General features: G+C 55.2%; 15 protein-coding genes. 13 read left to right on the forward strand and 2 right to left on the reverse strand.

Annotation, left to right across the window (positions count from 1 at the left end):
- Positions 1–10: 10 nt before the first annotated feature.
- Positions 11–475 carry a low molecular weight protein-tyrosine-phosphatase gene (locus tag ACXUPB_RS08705; protein ID WP_472956260.1) on the forward strand — a complete coding sequence of 155 codons (465 nt, stop codon included), beginning with the start codon at positions 11–13 and terminating at the stop codon, positions 473–475.
- Between the two features lies 1 nt (position 476).
- Positions 477–1,505 carry a UDP-N-acetylmuramate dehydrogenase gene (murB, locus tag ACXUPB_RS08710; protein ID WP_472956262.1) on the forward strand — a complete coding sequence of 343 codons (1,029 nt, stop codon included), beginning with the start codon at positions 477–479 and terminating at the stop codon, positions 1,503–1,505.
- 103 nt (positions 1,506–1,608) lie between these two features.
- Here the strand turns inward: murB and rne are convergent, their stop codons facing one another.
- A complete protein-coding gene (rne, locus tag ACXUPB_RS08715) occupies positions 1,609–4,887 on the reverse strand; it encodes a ribonuclease E (RefSeq protein ID WP_472956264.1) in 3,279 nt (1,092 codons plus the stop codon).
- A 732-nt stretch (positions 4,888–5,619) separates the two neighbouring features.
- Between rne and ACXUPB_RS08720 the strand changes: the two genes are divergently transcribed.
- The 3 genes from ACXUPB_RS08720 to sppA are packed head-to-tail and all read left to right on the forward strand — an operon-like array spanning position 5,620 to position 8,393.
- The gene (locus ACXUPB_RS08720; RefSeq protein ID WP_101146199.1) at positions 5,620–6,561 is read left to right on the forward strand and encodes an RluA family pseudouridine synthase; all 942 of its coding nucleotides are present in this window, start codon (positions 5,620–5,622) and stop codon (positions 6,559–6,561) included.
- 35 nt (positions 6,562–6,596) lie between these two features.
- Entirely contained in the window at positions 6,597–7,250 is a 654-nt protein-coding gene (locus ACXUPB_RS08725) for an HAD family hydrolase (protein ID WP_176303125.1), read from the forward strand.
- 24 nt (positions 7,251–7,274) lie between these two features.
- Positions 7,275–8,393, forward strand: a complete 1,119-nt coding sequence (gene sppA / locus ACXUPB_RS08730; RefSeq protein WP_472956267.1) for a signal peptide peptidase SppA — start codon at positions 7,275–7,277, stop codon at positions 8,391–8,393.
- A 44-nt stretch (positions 8,394–8,437) separates the two neighbouring features.
- Here the strand turns inward: sppA and ACXUPB_RS08735 are convergent, their stop codons facing one another.
- On the reverse strand, positions 8,438–9,055 hold the full coding sequence (locus ACXUPB_RS08735; RefSeq protein WP_472956711.1) for a Maf family protein: 618 nt from the start codon (positions 9,053–9,055) through the stop codon (positions 8,438–8,440).
- 229 nt (positions 9,056–9,284) lie between these two features.
- Here ACXUPB_RS08735 and ACXUPB_RS08740 point away from each other — a divergent pair, with 229 nt between their 5' ends.
- The 8 genes from ACXUPB_RS08740 (at position 9,285) to pabC (ending at position 15,596) form a co-directional block, all read left to right on the forward strand.
- Positions 9,285–9,815: a YceD family protein gene (locus ACXUPB_RS08740; protein ID WP_008956806.1), complete on the forward strand. Its 531-nt coding sequence runs from the start codon at positions 9,285–9,287 to the stop codon at positions 9,813–9,815.
- Positions 9,816–9,851: 36 nt separating this feature from the next.
- Positions 9,852–10,022 carry a 50S ribosomal protein L32 gene (gene rpmF / locus ACXUPB_RS08745; RefSeq protein ID WP_008956805.1) on the forward strand — a complete coding sequence of 57 codons (171 nt, stop codon included), beginning with the start codon at positions 9,852–9,854 and terminating at the stop codon, positions 10,020–10,022.
- 43 nt (positions 10,023–10,065) lie between these two features.
- Positions 10,066–11,118, forward strand: coding sequence for a phosphate acyltransferase PlsX (gene plsX, locus ACXUPB_RS08750; RefSeq protein ID WP_472956269.1), 1,053 nt, complete (start codon positions 10,066–10,068; stop codon positions 11,116–11,118).
- A gap of 108 nt (positions 11,119–11,226) precedes the next feature.
- The gene (fabD, locus tag ACXUPB_RS08755) at positions 11,227–12,186 is read left to right on the forward strand and encodes an ACP S-malonyltransferase (protein WP_176303128.1); all 960 of its coding nucleotides are present in this window, start codon (positions 11,227–11,229) and stop codon (positions 12,184–12,186) included.
- 58 nt (positions 12,187–12,244) lie between these two features.
- Entirely contained in the window at positions 12,245–12,988 is a 744-nt protein-coding gene (fabG, locus tag ACXUPB_RS08760; RefSeq protein WP_472956273.1) for a 3-oxoacyl-ACP reductase FabG, read from the forward strand.
- A 124-nt stretch (positions 12,989–13,112) separates the two neighbouring features.
- The gene (gene acpP / locus ACXUPB_RS08765; protein WP_008956801.1) at positions 13,113–13,346 is read left to right on the forward strand and encodes an acyl carrier protein; all 234 of its coding nucleotides are present in this window, start codon (positions 13,113–13,115) and stop codon (positions 13,344–13,346) included.
- A gap of 192 nt (positions 13,347–13,538) precedes the next feature.
- Positions 13,539–14,777 (forward strand): beta-ketoacyl-ACP synthase II, encoded by a 1,239-nt coding sequence (gene fabF, locus ACXUPB_RS08770; RefSeq protein WP_472956279.1) that lies wholly within the window; start codon positions 13,539–13,541, stop codon positions 14,775–14,777.
- Between the two features lie 6 nt (positions 14,778–14,783).
- Entirely contained in the window at positions 14,784–15,596 is an 813-nt protein-coding gene (pabC, locus tag ACXUPB_RS08775) for an aminodeoxychorismate lyase (protein WP_472956281.1), read from the forward strand.
- Positions 15,597–15,627 lie beyond the last annotated feature (31 nt).

Here is a 15,627-nt window from a genome sequence, read left to right on the forward strand (position 1 = left end):
GAGAGTCGTTGTGAAAGTGTTATTTGTGTGTCTAGGCAATATTTGCCGTTCGCCCACCGCAGAAGGTGTTTTTCGCCGTGCGCTTGAGCAAGCAGGGCTAGCTGACGACGTTGAAATAGACTCCTGCGGGGTCGGCAGTTGGCATGTGGGCAAAGCGCCGGACTCACGCGCCCAGCAAGCGGCCTTATGCCGTGGTATCGATTTAAGTGGCCTGCGTGCCCGCCAGTTAAATGTGCAGGATTTTGCTGAATTTGATTACGTGCTGGGTATGGATCAGGACAATTTGCGCGCCATACATGACCTGAAACCCGCCAATAGCCAGGCTCATATAGGGCTTTTTTTAGATTTTGCCGGGACGCCTGGTGCAGAAGTACCTGATCCTTATTATGGCGGGGAAGAAGGCTTTGAAAACGTTCTTAATATGATTGAGGCCGCTTCAAACGGGCTCATTCAACACCTTAAACGTGAGCGCTGAGGTGGCGGCTTTTAATCTGCAGTCCAATATTGATTTAACCCTTGCCAATACGCTGCGGCTGCCTTGTCACGCCGAGCATTATACAGCGCCGGGCACGTTGTCAGCACTGCGCACTGCACTCGCTTATGCCCACGCTCAGGGCTGGCCCGTTACGCTGCTAGGCGGTGGCAGCAATGTGCTGCTGCCTGAGCAGTTGCCGGGCCTGATGCTACGCCCAGCCTTAAATCAATGGTGGCTGAGACATCCAAAAGGCGCTCAACAAGGGGATGTGTTTGCCCAAGTGGGCGCTGGGGTTAATTGGCACGCCTTAGTCATGGCGACTGCCGCACGGGGTTTGTGGGGAATTGAAAACTTGGCGCTAATTCCCGGTAGTTGTGGGGCGGCGCCGGTGCAAAATATTGGTGCCTACGGCGTTGAGCTTGCTGACACGCTGCAAGCGGTGCAGGTCATGGAGCTCGCCACTGGGCGTTGTTATTGGTTAAGTACTCAAGAGTGCGCGTTTGGTTACCGGGACAGCATCTTTAAAGGCGAGTTAGCCGATAGTGTTGTGATTACCCAGCTAATATTGCGTTTATCACGCATGCCAGCGCCGCAACTGAATTATGGCGATCTTGCTGCGCGGTTATCAGCTACACCCTCGCCGCTTGAGGTTGCTGAAGCCGTCTGTGCTATTCGCCGCGAGAAGCTACCCGACCCCGAGGTGCTTGCCAACGCGGGGAGTTTCTTCAAAAATCCGCTAGTAAGTGATGAGCAGGCAGCACAGCTGTCGCGCCAGTATCCTGCGATGCCCCATTTTCCCCAGGCGGGAGGGCAAACAAAGTTAGCGGCAGGTTGGTTGATCGACCAGTGCGGTTTAAAAGGGATGCGCGACGGCGCCTTTGGCGTACACCAGCATCAAGCGCTGGTGGTGGTGCATTTTGGTGGTGGTGAACGCCACGGCTTGATGAAAATCGCCAGCTATATCGCTGCCCAAGTAAAAACACGCTTTGGTGTGCTGTTAGAACCCGAGCCACGATTTATTAATCCTTAACGCTCTTTTCCAGCGAATCCTTCTGCCGTTTTTAAAAGGCGTCTCCTAAACAGCAAAATCCCCGCTTAAGCGGGGATTTTGCTGTTGCAACACGCGACCGATTTTACTCGGAGTGGGTGTCCTGTTGCGCCTGTTTACGCTTTTCACGCGGGTCATTGTGAGCCCGTGTGCGGCGGCGACGTGGTTTAGGCGTTTCTTCAGTGACTGCGTCTTCAGCGGGTGCTTCGCTAGCCACCGGCTGAGCAGGCTGAGGCTCGGTTTCAGTTGGCTCTAGAGCGCCGCTATTCTGTTCGACGCTCTTTTCTTCCTCGCCTTGCTTTTCCTCAGCTTGCTTTTGCTCGCTGCTGGATGGCTCTTCAACTGAAGAGGCCGCGTCGTCACGCTCAGAAGTGCTTTCAGAAACGCTTGGCGTTACTGCTTCCTGACGATTTTCCTGGGCGTTAGTTGACGCTTCCGGCTGGCGCTGTTCGCTGCTTTGATCCGTATCAGCGCTACTGAGAGGCTCAGAAGCAGCTTCTTCAATAGTGGCCGCCGGATCGACCGCGTTGGCCGCAGGCGGTTCGATAGCTTCAGGTGCTACCGGTTCGCTAGTACTTGGCTGGTTATCAGCAGTTTGCTCAGTTTCAGTAGGCTCCGAGTTGGCTTCAATTGCTTCTGAGTTCACCTTAGGTAGCGCTGGCGTAGTCTTACTCTCTTCAGAGTGGAGTTCCGTTGTTTCAGAGGCAGCAGCAGGTGCGGGCTCTTCGCTGGTGACGGGTTCACTCGGCTTGGCAGCGGCTTCCTGCTCAGCGGTGTCAGAAGCAGGTTGAGTGGCTTCATCGACAGATGCGGCGACGTCAGCATTCGGTGTCTCGGCAGCCGTTGCTTCTGAAGCCGGTTTTTCTGTAGCAGGTGCCTTTACTTCCGGTGCTGGAGCTTTCGCGTCTGACGCTTCGGTTGTCGGCGCGACAGGTGCTTCATCTGCTGGTTCAGCGCTTTCTGGCGCTTCATTTACCGCTTCTGCCTGCAGCTTTAACTGCTCAGCTTCTGCCTGAGGATTGATCGCCTGGGTACGTGTGCGGTTACGCGGGTTGTTACGCGTACGCTTCGGCTTGCCGTCATCCTGCTTGGCTTCTGGCTGCTTGGCAGTTTCATCGGGTTGGCTGTCTTGGCCAGCCTCGCGACGCGACTCTTTCGGCGCTGCGCTTTTGCCGTTATTGCTCTTTTTAGAGCTGTCCTTGGCTGAGCTGTCTTTTCCAGAACTGTCTTTGCCAGAGCTATCTTTGCCAGAACTATCCGACTGGCTCTCTTTACGAGGCGCTTTGTTGGCCGACTCTTCGTTGGCATCGTCTTGCTGGGGATGACGACGACGATTGCGGGTGCGGCTGGGGCCGCTGCGCTTGTCGCTATTATCGTCACCGGCAGGACGCGGAGCAGTGTTGCGGTGCTCGCTTTTTTGCTCGGCTTTTTGTTCAGTTTTTGGCTCAGACCGGGCGCTGTTATCGCTGCGCGACTCGTTACGGCTAGTGTTGTCGCCGCGCTCATTGCGTGAGGGCTTCTGCCGCGACTCGCTGCTGCGCTGATTGGTTTTACGCTCGCTTGGCTTGCGCGGCGCCGGGGTTTCAGTTTTGGGCTCTGGCGTAGCTTCAGCATTACTTTCGTCGCTGCCTAGCAACTTGGCGAAGCCACGGATAAAGCGGCCAATGACGCTGGGTTGCTCGCTGGTCGTCGGTGCTACTTTCGCCGCCGGGGCAGCAGCAGGCGCTTTCTCTTCGGTTTGCAGCGATGCAGGAGCGGGGGCGTTATGTGTAACGCTTTTTACCGCTGCTTCAGCGCGTTGAGCGGGCGGTACGAAGCTGGGTGTCGGCTCTTTACCTATTTCAGTATCGGTAGAGAGCTCAAAGCTGGAAAGGCTCTGGGTGTCATCCTCGTCCAGATGGTCATCGCGCAGGCGCTGAACATCGTAGTGCGGCGTATCCATATCAGGGTTGGGCAGCAGCACAACGCGGACATTCTGGCGCGACTCTAAATCGGCCAGCACGCTGCGTTTTTCATTGAGTAAGTAGGTGGCGACCGGTACCGGCAGAATAGCGCGAATCTGCGCGCTGTTCTCTTTCATCGCCTCTTCTTCAATCAGGCGCATGATGGACAGCGACAGCGAACGTACATCGCGAATAGTGCCTTGGCCGTTACAGCGCGGGCAGACCACGCCGCTGGTTTCACCCAGTGAAGGACGCAGGCGCTGACGGGACATTTCCATCAGGCCAAAGCGCGAAATACGGCCGATCTGTACCCGCGCGCGGTCTAGCTTAAGCGCATCGCGCATGCGGTTTTCAACTTCACGCTGGTTCCGCGCTGGCCCCATGTCGATAAAGTCGATTACGACTAAGCCGCCGATATCGCGCAGGCGTAACTGGCGAGCGATTTCGTCCGCAGCTTCAGAGTTGGTCTGTAGGGCGGTTTCCTCGATATCGCTGCCGCGGGTGGCGCGAGCCGAGTTGATATCGATAGAGACCAGTGCCTCAGTGTGATCGATCACAATCGAACCGCCAGAAGGGAGCTTCACTTCGCGCTGGTAGGCCGTTTCGATTTGCGATTCGATCTGGAAGCGTGAGAATAGCGGTACTTCGTCAGCGTAAAGTTTGATCTTCTGCTGATACGAGGGCATGACCTGGCGAATAAAGCCCAGTGCTTCGGCGTGAATCTCGGGGCTGTCGATCAATACTTCGCCGATGTCCTGGCGCAAGTAGTCGCGCATGGCGCGGATGATGACGTTGGATTCACGGTAGATCAGGAAGGGGGCAGGGCGCTTGGCGGCTTCAGTGGTGATCGATTCCCACACCTGGACCAGGTAATCCAAGTCCCACTGCAGCTCTTCTGGGTTACGGCCAATGCCAGCAGTGCGCACGATCAGGCCCATTTTGTCCGGCACGGTCAATTGACCCATGGCATCTTTGAGCTGACTACGCTCATCGCCTTCGATACGGCGAGAAATGCCACCTGCACGCGGGTTGTTGGGCATCAATACCAAAAAGCGGCCAGCCAGGCTGACAAAGGTGGTAAGTGCGGCACCTTTATTGCCACGCTCTTCCTTGTCGACCTGAACGATGACCTCTTGGCCCTCTTTAAGCACTTCTTTAATGCTGGGACGGCCGGAAACGTCTTTTACAAAGTACTCTTTAGAAATTTCTTTGAGCGGCAAAAAGCCGTGGCGGTCAGCGCCATAATCGACAAAGGCGGCTTCAAGAGAGGGCTCTACGCGAGTGATTTTACCGCGATAGATATTGGCTTTTTTCTGTTCTCGAGCGCCGGATTCGATATCTAAATCGTAAAGGCGTTGTCCATCAACTAAGGCGACGCGCAGCTCTTCGGGCTGTGTCGCATTAATAAGCATCCGTTTCATGTTGTCTCGCATAGCGTTGCGTGCCGGCGAACTGCCTATGGGGTGACGTAGGCGAACCGCTGGGTGCTGCGTGCTTGTGCTCGGCGCATTGCAATGCTGACGCGTCAAGCCGGGAAGGCATCATCGCCAACCCGGCCAGTAGGGCGTTGAGTACGTGGCGGAGGCAGGACGTGTTCCGGTGGTTGTCACATCCATCCGGCCCTGCTGACACCGCCTACACCTGGCATTCATCGATTCACCAACGCCGGCCACCGGCACAGCGTTGAACTTGTCGCCCGGAGTCAGCCAGCGCCTTGTGACGAGAAAGGAGGGGGCTGCTCAGGGCGTGGCGTTGTTAAGTTACTGCCTGCCGTTGAGGGCTAGGCTTACCTTCATCTACCGGCATTAAAGAACGGGCGGCAGATTTACTGCATTTTTTAAGATCAGATGTTGGTACAGGAAAAACGAGCAATGCGTACACTGACGTCGTCTTTCGTGTTCAGGCCTGCGTGTTAGTCGGGCAGGCGCATTAACCGAGCTCAGCGTTGACGTTTTCTGCTAACCAATTTAACGAATTAGCTATCTATCAGCTAGTCACTAGCGATAGACAAGAAAGCTTTCTGTGCTTGGCTGGTGAACGTTTTGGAATATAACAGTAAAGACAACGACCAGCAATTGACGCAATGCCCTTGGGTCTACGCTAGAATGCCGTTTTAAGCTGATGTTAGCGAACTACAGCAGGAGCAAGCGGCAATGTCCGAAGGGCGTGAAGTACAGTGGGTGGATATTGCCCCAGAGCAGGCTGGGCAGCGAATTGATAATTTTCTCATGACGCGGCTCAAAGGAGCGCCACGGGCGCTTATCTATCGCATCGTGCGTAAAGGCGAAGTGCGCGTTAATAAAAAGCGCGTAAAGGTGGATTACCGTTTGCAAGCGGGCGATTTAGTTCGTGTTCCACCGCTGCGCTTGGCGCCCCGTGAGGCGGTCAAGGAAGTGAGTGATAATTTACGCGACCTGTTAGTGGGCAGCGTTATCATGGAAGGCCCTGATTGGATGGTGCTCAACAAGCCTTCAGGCTTGGCGGTGCATGGTGGTAGCGGGGTTAAAATCGGTTTGATCGAGGCACTGCGCCAGGTGCGCGATGATTTGAGCTTCCTGGAGTTGGTTCACCGTTTAGATCGCGATACGTCTGGTTGCTTGTTGCTGGCCAAATCCCGCGATTCGTTGGTGACGCTTAATGAGTCACTGAAAAAACACGGCATGGATAAGCGCTATCTGGCCTTGGTGAGCGGGCGCTGGCCAGCGCGTAAAACCTACGAAAGCGCGCGTTTGGATCGCTTTGATGCGGGCAATGGCGAGCGTCGGGTAAGGGTTGATCCCAATGGTAAAGTGTCGCGTACTCATTTCTCGGTGGTCGAGACGTTCGAAAAAGCCACCTTGATTGAAGCCGAACCAGTGACAGGGCGCACCCACCAGATTCGTGTGCACGCTGCCCATGCAGGCCATGCACTGCTGGGCGACGATAAATACGCCACCCGTGAAAGCGGTTTTCTTACCAAGCAATTAGGGCTGGGGCGTTTGTTTCTGCATGCGCGTGCGCTTACCTTTCCCGAGCCCACCAATGGTCGACCGGTGACCGTCAAAGCGCCATTGCCAGAGGCGCTGGAAGAAGCGCTTAAGCGTGCTCGCCAATAAGCCGTTTACTAATCCGCCCTTGATATGGAGCTGCCATGCAGTACGAGCTGATTATATTTGATTGGGATGGCACCTTGATGGACTCGGTGCCGCGGATAGTGTCATGCATGCAGGCGGCTGCGCTGGAAGCCGAGTGGGGAGAGCTCTCGGCGGCGGAGGTGGAAGATATTATTGGATTAGGGCTGCCTGAGGCCATTGCCCAGCTTTGCCCAGGTATTTTACCGGCTCAGGCCGAACGCCTTCGTGAGCGTTATTCGCACCATTTTGTGACGGCGGATGCGACGCCAATGCTGTTTTTTGCCGGGGTTGAGGCGCAGATCGCCCGTTTGCGCGGTCGTGAACAGCAGCGGCTAGCGGTTGCGACCGGCAAAAGTCGCCGTGGCCTCGACCGCATTTTTGCTGAGACCGACAGCGGTGCCTGGTTCCACGCCAGCCGCACGGCGGATGAAACCCGCTCGAAGCCACACCCTCAAATGCTTTCGGAGCTGTTGGCTGAGCTTGAAGTGCCCGTCGAGCGAGCGGTGATGGTCGGCGATACAGAGTACGACTTGGAAATGGCGCGAGCGATTGGTATGGATCGAATAGGCGTGACTTACGGGGTGCATACGCCAGAGCGTTTGGCACTGAGTCGCCCCAAGTGGATTGCCCATAGCATCGATGAGCTTTTTGATCGGTTGTACGGTGAGTAGCCAGCGTTTACATAAGGACATTTTATGAGCGACGACCCAATCCGCCCCGGTGGCACAAGCGACGGACGTGACGGCCCGACCAATGATGATCGCAGTGAGGTGAGGGAGGATCGTTGGACACAGGGATCAGAGGTGCCTTCTAGTAAGGGCGCTAAGCCGATGTCGGGTGCGCCAGACGATGATGCCGAAACTCTGCGCGAACGCCAGCGGCTGGCGCAGCTGGAAATGATGGATCACTGGATAGGCGGTGTGTTAACGGAGCAGCGACGCACTCGCCGCTGGAAGCTGTTTTTCCGCCTGATGATGCTCACTATTGTGTTGGTGACGCTGTTTGCCACCCTTTATAGTCTGTTTTGGGATTCGCCTAGTGCTACCGCGCCCACACAGCGACACTTAGGGATTGTTGAGGTCAGCGGGGTAATTGCCAGCGATTCGCCTGCCAATGCCGAGCGTATCATTGAGGGGCTGAATAACGCCTGGGAGGCGGAAGACGCTGCTGCTGTGGTGCTGCACATTAATAGCCCAGGGGGTAGCCCGGTGCAGTCTCAGCGTATTTATGCAGAAATTATGCGCCTACGCGAACAGGGCGATAAGCCGATTATCGCAGTGATCGAAGATATCGGTGCCAGCGGCGCTTATTATATTGCCGCGGCGGCGGATGAGATTGTTGCGTCGCCTGTTAGCCTGGTGGGTTCTATTGGCGTTATTTACGCGGGCTTTGGTTTTGAAGAGGCAATAGCGCGCATTGGCGTGGAGCGCCGCGTGCTGACTGCTGGTGAAAATAAAGCCTTTCTTGACCCGTTTCAGCCGCTGGATGAAGAGGCGGAGCAGTTTTGGCAGGGAGTGCTCAGCCAAACTCACCGTCAGTTTATTGATGATGTGCGTGCGGGAAGAGGGGAAAGGCTTAGCGACAGCCCCGATATATTTTCAGGCCTGGTCTGGAGTGGTGAGCAGAGCGTTGATCTAGGCTTGGTTGACCAATTAGGCAGCCTTGAGCAAGTGGCGCGTGACCGAGTAGGTGACACCCATTGGGTCGATTACACGCCGAGTCTTGATCCATTTGAGCGCCTTACGCGCCGCTTTACCCAGGTCGTCGCCGAGGTGTTGGGCGTCAGTGCGCCCGCTACCCCGCTGCGCTTCTAAGCGCTTAGGTGTCAGGCCCTTGGTTTGTCAGGCTCTATTGATAATCAGGAGGCGCCAAGCGGGTCTAAGCCCGCTTGGCGCAGCATGTCGCAAAGCGCAATCAGTGGTAACCCAATCAATGCGTTAGGGTCGCGGCCTTCAAGCTTCTCAAACAGCGCTATGCCTAAGCCTTCCATTCGAAAGCTGCCAGCGCTGTCGAGTGGCTGTTCTTTGGCGACATAGTTTTCAATTTCCTGGGCGCTCAAGTGGCGGAAAACCACCTCGAATGGCTCGACGTGCACCTGATGGCGCTGGTGGCGTGTATCCAGCAGCGCTAAACCGGTCAAAAAAGTGACACGCCGGCCAGAAAAGCGGCTCAGGTTGGCGCGTGCCTTGGCTTCTGTATGCGGTTTGCCAAGAATGTCGCCTTCAAATACCGCGACTTGATCAGAGCCGATAATGCAGTGGTGGGGGAAGCGGTGCGCAACGGCGTTGGCTTTGCTGAGCGCTAGACGATGGACCAGAGCGTGGGGTGTTTCGCCACTATGGGGCGTTTCATCAATATCTGGTGAGTAGCATTGGTAGGGGAGCTGTAGTCGATCCAGCAGCTCGCGCCGCCAACGCGAGCTGGAGGCCAGTACCAGCTTGGTCGTTGATGCCTGACTGTTTGATGGCTCGGTCATTGCGGATGAAGTCACAAATAGCTCCTGGCTGGGTAGTGGCGCATGTTTAAGAGATGTGTGCAACGTGGCGCAAATGCAATTTCAAAGCAGTAGAGTGTAGCGAAAGCAGCTAAACCTGCCTATGTTGGCCGTTTATTGAGGCCGCGGTTGGTTATTTATTGAGGAAGGCATGAAGAAATATACCGACAGCTTTGACACCAGCAGGGGGAGTGCCTATCATTGCGCGCCTATGTTGACCTCACAACTCCCCAGTCGGGTTGAGCCTTATAAGCTCGCAGCCCGCCACGAACGAATCGAAGGCTTGGTAGCGCTGGATAAACTGCCTCGTCTTGCCGAAGAAGCGGGTGTCCAAACCGGCGACTGTCATGTCGTGCTTGAGTTTGGCGTCGATGCTCAAGGTCGTCGTGAAATTCGTGGCCACTTGCAAGCGACGTTGGCGCTTGCCTGTCGACGCTGCCTGGTGCCGCTGCCTCAAGAGGTGAGCAGTGACTTTTTGCTTGGAATGGTCACTGACGAAGCCTTAGCGGCCGAGTTGCCTGCTAGTCATGAACCGGTGCTGGTGGAAAAGGAACAGCTGGATCTTTTGACGGTGGTTGAGGATGAATTGATTCTTAGCCTGCCTCAAGTGGTCTATCACGATGAAGCCGAATGTCATGTCTCGGCGGAGCAGCTGGTCAGCAAAACAGAAGGCGCGGCGGCAGAAACAACGCCAGCGACGAATCCATTCGCGGTGCTCAATGTCTTAAAAGGCAAAAAATAAGCACCCTTTAACTTAAATACCTTGGAGTAAACACCCATGGCAGTTCAACAGAACCGTAAAACTCGTTCCAAGCGCGGCATGCGTCGTAGCCACGATGCACTGACTGCTCCGACGCTGTCTCAAGACAAAGAAACCGGTACGACTCACCTGCGTCACCACATTTCTCCAGACGGTTTCTACCGTGGTCGTAAAGTGATTGAAGTATAAACCTCAATTGCGTTATTAAGCGGCTAAACGGACTCAGTGCGGTATGCGCCTAGCGATTGATGTGATGGGGGGTGACCAAGGCCCTCATGCGATTATCACAGGTGCTGCAAAGGCAGTGGTGGAACACCCAGACCTTGAGCTGATTCTGTTTGGCCCGCGTCAGCAGATTCTTGCTGAGCTTTCACGCTTGCCGCAGCCTCTGGCTGCGGCAACGTCACGTTTGGTGGCGCGTGAAGCACCTGACTGCATTATGCCATCGACAACCGCTGCCTGGGCGCTGCGCAGGGGTCAGGCGACCAGTATGGTGCAGATGCTGCGAAGTGTCGCTCAGGGCGAGGCGGTTGCCGGTGTAAGTGCGGGTAATACGGCAGCGCTTGTGGCCTTGGCAAGACGCGAGCTGGGGATGGTCGAGGGTATTTCTCGGCCAGCGATCAGTACCGCGATTCCAGCGCGCCAAGGGCGTCGCTGTTATTTGCTGGACTTAGGCGCCAATGTGGACTCTCCCGCTCATCGGCTGGTGGATTTTGCGTTAATGGGCGCGGCGATGGCGCAGTGTGTCGATGGCACGGCTATGCCACGTGTCGCGCTGCTCAATGTTGGTGCTGAGGCCACTAAAGGATGTGCCAGCGTTCGCGAAGCTGATCGTTTGCTGCGCGAGCATGCCAATAGTGGTGCTTTTGATTATCAAGGTTATGCCGAGGGTGGTGACCTGTTTAAAGGCCAGCTTGACGTAGTGGTATGCGATGGCTTTGTGGGTAACGCAGTGCTCAAGGCAAGCGAAGGTTTGACAAGTATGTTGGTTGAACGCGTGCAGATGGCGTTTGAGTCGCGCTTAAGTGGTCGTTTAGCAAGCCTACTGGCCAAACCTGTGTTGAGGCGTTTAAAGCAGGAGTTAGATCCTGTGCGCTATAACGGGGCCAGTTTGTTGGGGTTGCGCGGTATCGTGGTGAAAAGTCACGGCAGTACCCATGCCGATGGTTTCTACTACGCTATTCAGCGTGCTCTTCAGGAAGTAGAACATAATTTACCTGCGCGGATCGCAGGTCGTTGGCAGGCGCCATTACGTGAAGCAGTGGCACCTGCGAGTTATGATTAGATAATAAATAATTTATTTTTTGCGAGCTTATAGGTGGCATCAGGATGTGCCAATAATCTCGCCTATCGCTCATATGAGCAAATGCCTACAAGTGCAAAGGTGAACGACATGTCTCAACCCCTTGCCCTCATTTTCCCCGGGCAAGGCTCTCAGCAGCTTGGAATGCTGCGAGAGCTGGCCGAGCGCTATAGTGTGGTGGGAACGACATTTGAGGAAGCGTCGGATGCTTTGGGCTACGACTTATGGAAAGTCGTCCAAGAGGGTCCTGAAGCATCGCTTAATGCAACCGCGTGCACCCAGCCCGCATTGCTTTCTGCCAGCGTCGCTATTTGGCGCGTTTGGCAGGAGCTAGAAGGGCCTCGGCCTACTGTAATGGCGGGCCATAGCTTGGGCGAATACAGCGCGATGGTGTGCGCTGGCGTCATGAGCTTTGCCGAAGGCGTTAACTTAGTGCGTCTGCGCGGTGAGGCCATGCAGGAGGCCGTTCCCGCGGGTGAAGGTGGTATGGCGGCCATTCTTGGCTTGGCGGACGACGCGGTTGAAGCCGCCTGTGAAAAAGCCGCCCAGGGCGACGTGGTGTCTGCTGTCAACTACAACTCCCCTGGGCAGGTCGTAGTGGCAGGCTCTAAAGCAGCCGTTGAGCGTGCTATCGTTGCCTGCCAAGAAGCGGGAGCCAAGCGCGCTATGTCATTGCCCGTTTCCGTTCCTTCGCATTGTGCGTTAATGCGCCCGGCCGCTGAGCGCCTGGCGGAGGCTATGCAGGCGATTGAATTGCGAGCGCCACGCTATACCGTGATTCAGAATGTTGACGCCAAGGCGCATGCTGATACCACTACACTGCGCACACGCCTCATCGAACAGCTTTATCAGCCAGTGCGCTGGAGTGCCTGCGTTGAGGCAATGGCCAGTCAAGGTGTTGAAGTATTTATTGAGTGCGGGCCTGGAAAGGTGTTGACCGGCCTCAATAAGCGTATCGTGAAGGGTAGCAAGGGGTTGGCAGTGAATGATCCTGACAGCCTGAATGCTGCGCTTGAGCTGGCGCGTGAAACGTTGGCTGATAAAGCGTGACCAAGGGTTGTGTTATTCCGCTATCCTTGCTTGATTACACGGTTAGAGGCAGAACGTTATGACCCAAGAAAGTAGAGTTGCCCTGGTAACAGGGGCTAGTCGCGGTATTGGCCAGGCGATTGCTCGTGAGCTAGGTCGTCAAGGCCGTATCGTCATTGGCACAGCGACTAGCGAGTCCGGTGCTGAGAAAATTGATGCTGATTTAAAAGAGAATGGCATTGAAGGCGCAGGTCTGTGTCTTAACGTGACCGACCAGGCCAGCATTGACAGCGTATTGAAAACCATCACTGAGCGCTTTGGTGCGCCGACCATTTTGGTTAATAATGCCGGTATCACGCGAGACAATTTGCTGATGCGTATGAAGGAAGATGAGTGGGACTCCGTGATGGATACCAACTTAAAATCTGTCTATCGTGTTAGTAAGGCGTGTTTGCGGGGTATGACCAAGGCGCGTTTTGGGCGTATTGTGTCGATCAGCTCTGTAGTGGCAACCATGGGCAACCTGGGCCAAACTAACTATGCTGCAGCCAAAGCGGGCATGGAAGGTTTTAGTCGTGCTTTAGCGCGTGAGGTGTCTTCTCGCGCCATTACGGTTAACGCGGTGGCGCCGGGCTTTATTGCCACTGATATGACCGAGGCGTTGCCCGAAGCCCAGCATGAAATGTTACTTAAACAAATTCCGTTGGCTCGCTTAGGGACACCGGAAGAGATCGCCGCAGCGGTTGGCTTTCTAACCAGTGATGCAGCCGGTTACATCACCGGTGAGACGCTTCACGTGAATGGCGGCATGAATATGCGTTGATGGCCTTGGGGATGGCGGTTGCGTCGACCCAAGGGCGTCTATAAACTACCCCGCAGCTTTTGGCTTGCGGTTTCCAAATAGCTGGTTATCAAAAACGGCTAATGTGAACGACTGGAGTACGTTAATGAGTACTATTGAAGAGCGCGTTAAGAAAGTGGTAGCAGAGCGCCTGAACGTTAAAGAAGAAGACATCCAAAACAGCTCTTCTTTTACAGAAGACTTGGGTGCTGATTCGCTCGACACCGTTGAGCTGGTCATGGCTTTGGAAGAGGAATTCGATACTGAAATTCCTGATGAAGAAGCTGAGAAAATCACCACGGTTCAAGAAGCCATCGATTACGTGAACGCCCACCAGTAAGGGCTGCGTCGATGCATCGAACCAGGGTGGGGTGCTAGTCACCCGCCTTAAGAGCCGTCCTTTCGCAGGGCGGCTTTTTTGCTTTGCTGCCACAATGCTAATAACGTTCAATCTCCGTTATACTGTTGACCAAATTTAAGCAGCGAATGACCCAAGTGGGTCGCGTCACCATGGATGCCTGGAGGAAAGCTAATGGCACGGAAAAGGGTAGTGGTAACTGGGTTAGGCCTGGTGACCCCAGTGGGCAATAGCGTAGATGAATCGTGGGCCAACATTGTTGCTGGTAAAAGCGGTATTACGCCTATTGAGCATTTTGACACCAGTGGCTTTAACACGCGTTTTGGTGGGTCGATCAAGAACTTTGATATTAGTCCGTACCTGAATCCTAAAGATGCTCGCAAGATGGATCTCTTTATTCAGTACGGTATGGCGGCGGGCGCTCAAGCGGTTGAAGATTCCGGTATCGCGTGCACGGAAAAGAATGCGGACCGTATCGGTGTGGCTATCGGCTCAGGCATTGGTGGTCTACCCATGATTGAGCATAACCACAACGCGCTCAACAAGGGTGGGGCCCGTAAGGTATCGCCGTTCTTTGTGCCGGGCTCCATCATTAATATGATTTCAGGCAATATGGCGATTCAGCACGGCTTTAGAGGGCCGAATATCGCGATTACTACTGCCTGCACCACCGGGACCCATAATATTGGCTACAGCGCGCGCACGATCGCCTATGGCGATGCGGACGTCATGGTCTGTGGTGGTGCCGAGATGGCGACAACCCCGCTAGGTCTGGGCGGCTTTTCAGCTGCACGCGCGCTTTCAACGCGTAATGATGACCCTCAGGCGGCCAGCCGCCCGTGGGATACTGATCGCGATGGGTTTGTGTTATCCGACGGCGCGGGTGTGTTGGTACTTGAAGAGTATGAACATGCCAAGGCGCGTGGAGCTCACATCTATGCCGAGCTGGTCGGCTTTGGTATGAGCGATGATGCTTACCACATGACATCGCCGCCGGAAGATGGTCGCGGCGCGGCGCTCTCTATGCGCAATGCTATCAAAGATGCCCAGGTTGACGTTTCTGAAGTTCACTATATCAATGCTCATGGCACTTCAACCGCGGCAGGCGACTTGGCAGAAAGTCGAGCCATTGAGAACGTACTGGGTGATGCAGCCAATAATGTGGCCGTGAGCTCTACCAAGTCGATGATTGGCCACCTGTTGGGTGCCGCTGGTGCGGTAGAGGCAGTCTTCAGTATTCTGGCTATTCGTGACCAGATCGCACCGCCGACCATCAACCTGGATAACCCGCAGCCGGGTTGTAATTTGGATTATGTGCCGCATACCGCACGGAACATGCGGATTGATATGGCGCTTTCCAACTCCTTTGGCTTCGGTGGTACTAACGGTTCGCTGTTATTCAAGAAGGTGTAATTGACGATGCTGCCGCCCGCGTTATCTAACGAACAAACTGTGCCGTTTGATGATCGCGGGCTAGCGTATGGCGATGGCCTCTTTGAAACGGTGCTGTTGCGTGCAGGTGCACCGGTGCTATGGCGTTATCACACAGACCGCCTAGCGAAGGGATGCCAGCGCCTAAATATACCGTTACCTTGCCAGGCGGCACTAGATGCCACGTGGCAGGGTGATTGCAGCGCTGAACTGGAAGTTCTCAAGCTTATCCTGACGCGTGGCAGTGGAGGGCGGGGTTATGCGCAGCCGGATGAAGTAACACCGCGCTTACTTAGTCGCCGAACGCCATTTCAGCCCTCGATTCAGCGCTGGCAGCAGGGCGTCACAGTCAGGCTTTGTGATTTGCGCCTTAGCCGCCAGCCGCGGTTGGCCGGTATTAAGCATCTTAATCGCCTGGAGAACGTACTGGCCCGCCAGGAATGGAACGATACCGCAATCGCCGAAGGTCTGCTCGCTGATAGCGAAGGCCGAGTCATTGAAGCCACCAGTATGAATATTTTTTGGCTGCAGGCGGGGCAGGTGTTCACGCCTTTGGTTGACCAATGCGGCGTAGCAGGCACACTGCGCGCTGGTTTAATTGATCAAGGTGTCGCTGCCCAGGGGGCGCTGTCGCTGGATCGCCTTGCAGAGGTAGAGCGGCTATGGGTGGCAAACTCTGTTCAGGGAGTGTGGCCTGTGACGACGCTGCTAGCAGCGGATGGTTCGTTGCTGCAGCGCTGGGTTGTGAGTGAGTCTGATCCCTTCCAGCGCTTGGCCCATCAATTGTTAGGCTTTGCCTAAACGTCAGTCTTTGTATCAATATCGCCCCGCA

It is taken from the genome of Vreelandella sp. DA03-1M (assembly GCF_055725665.1).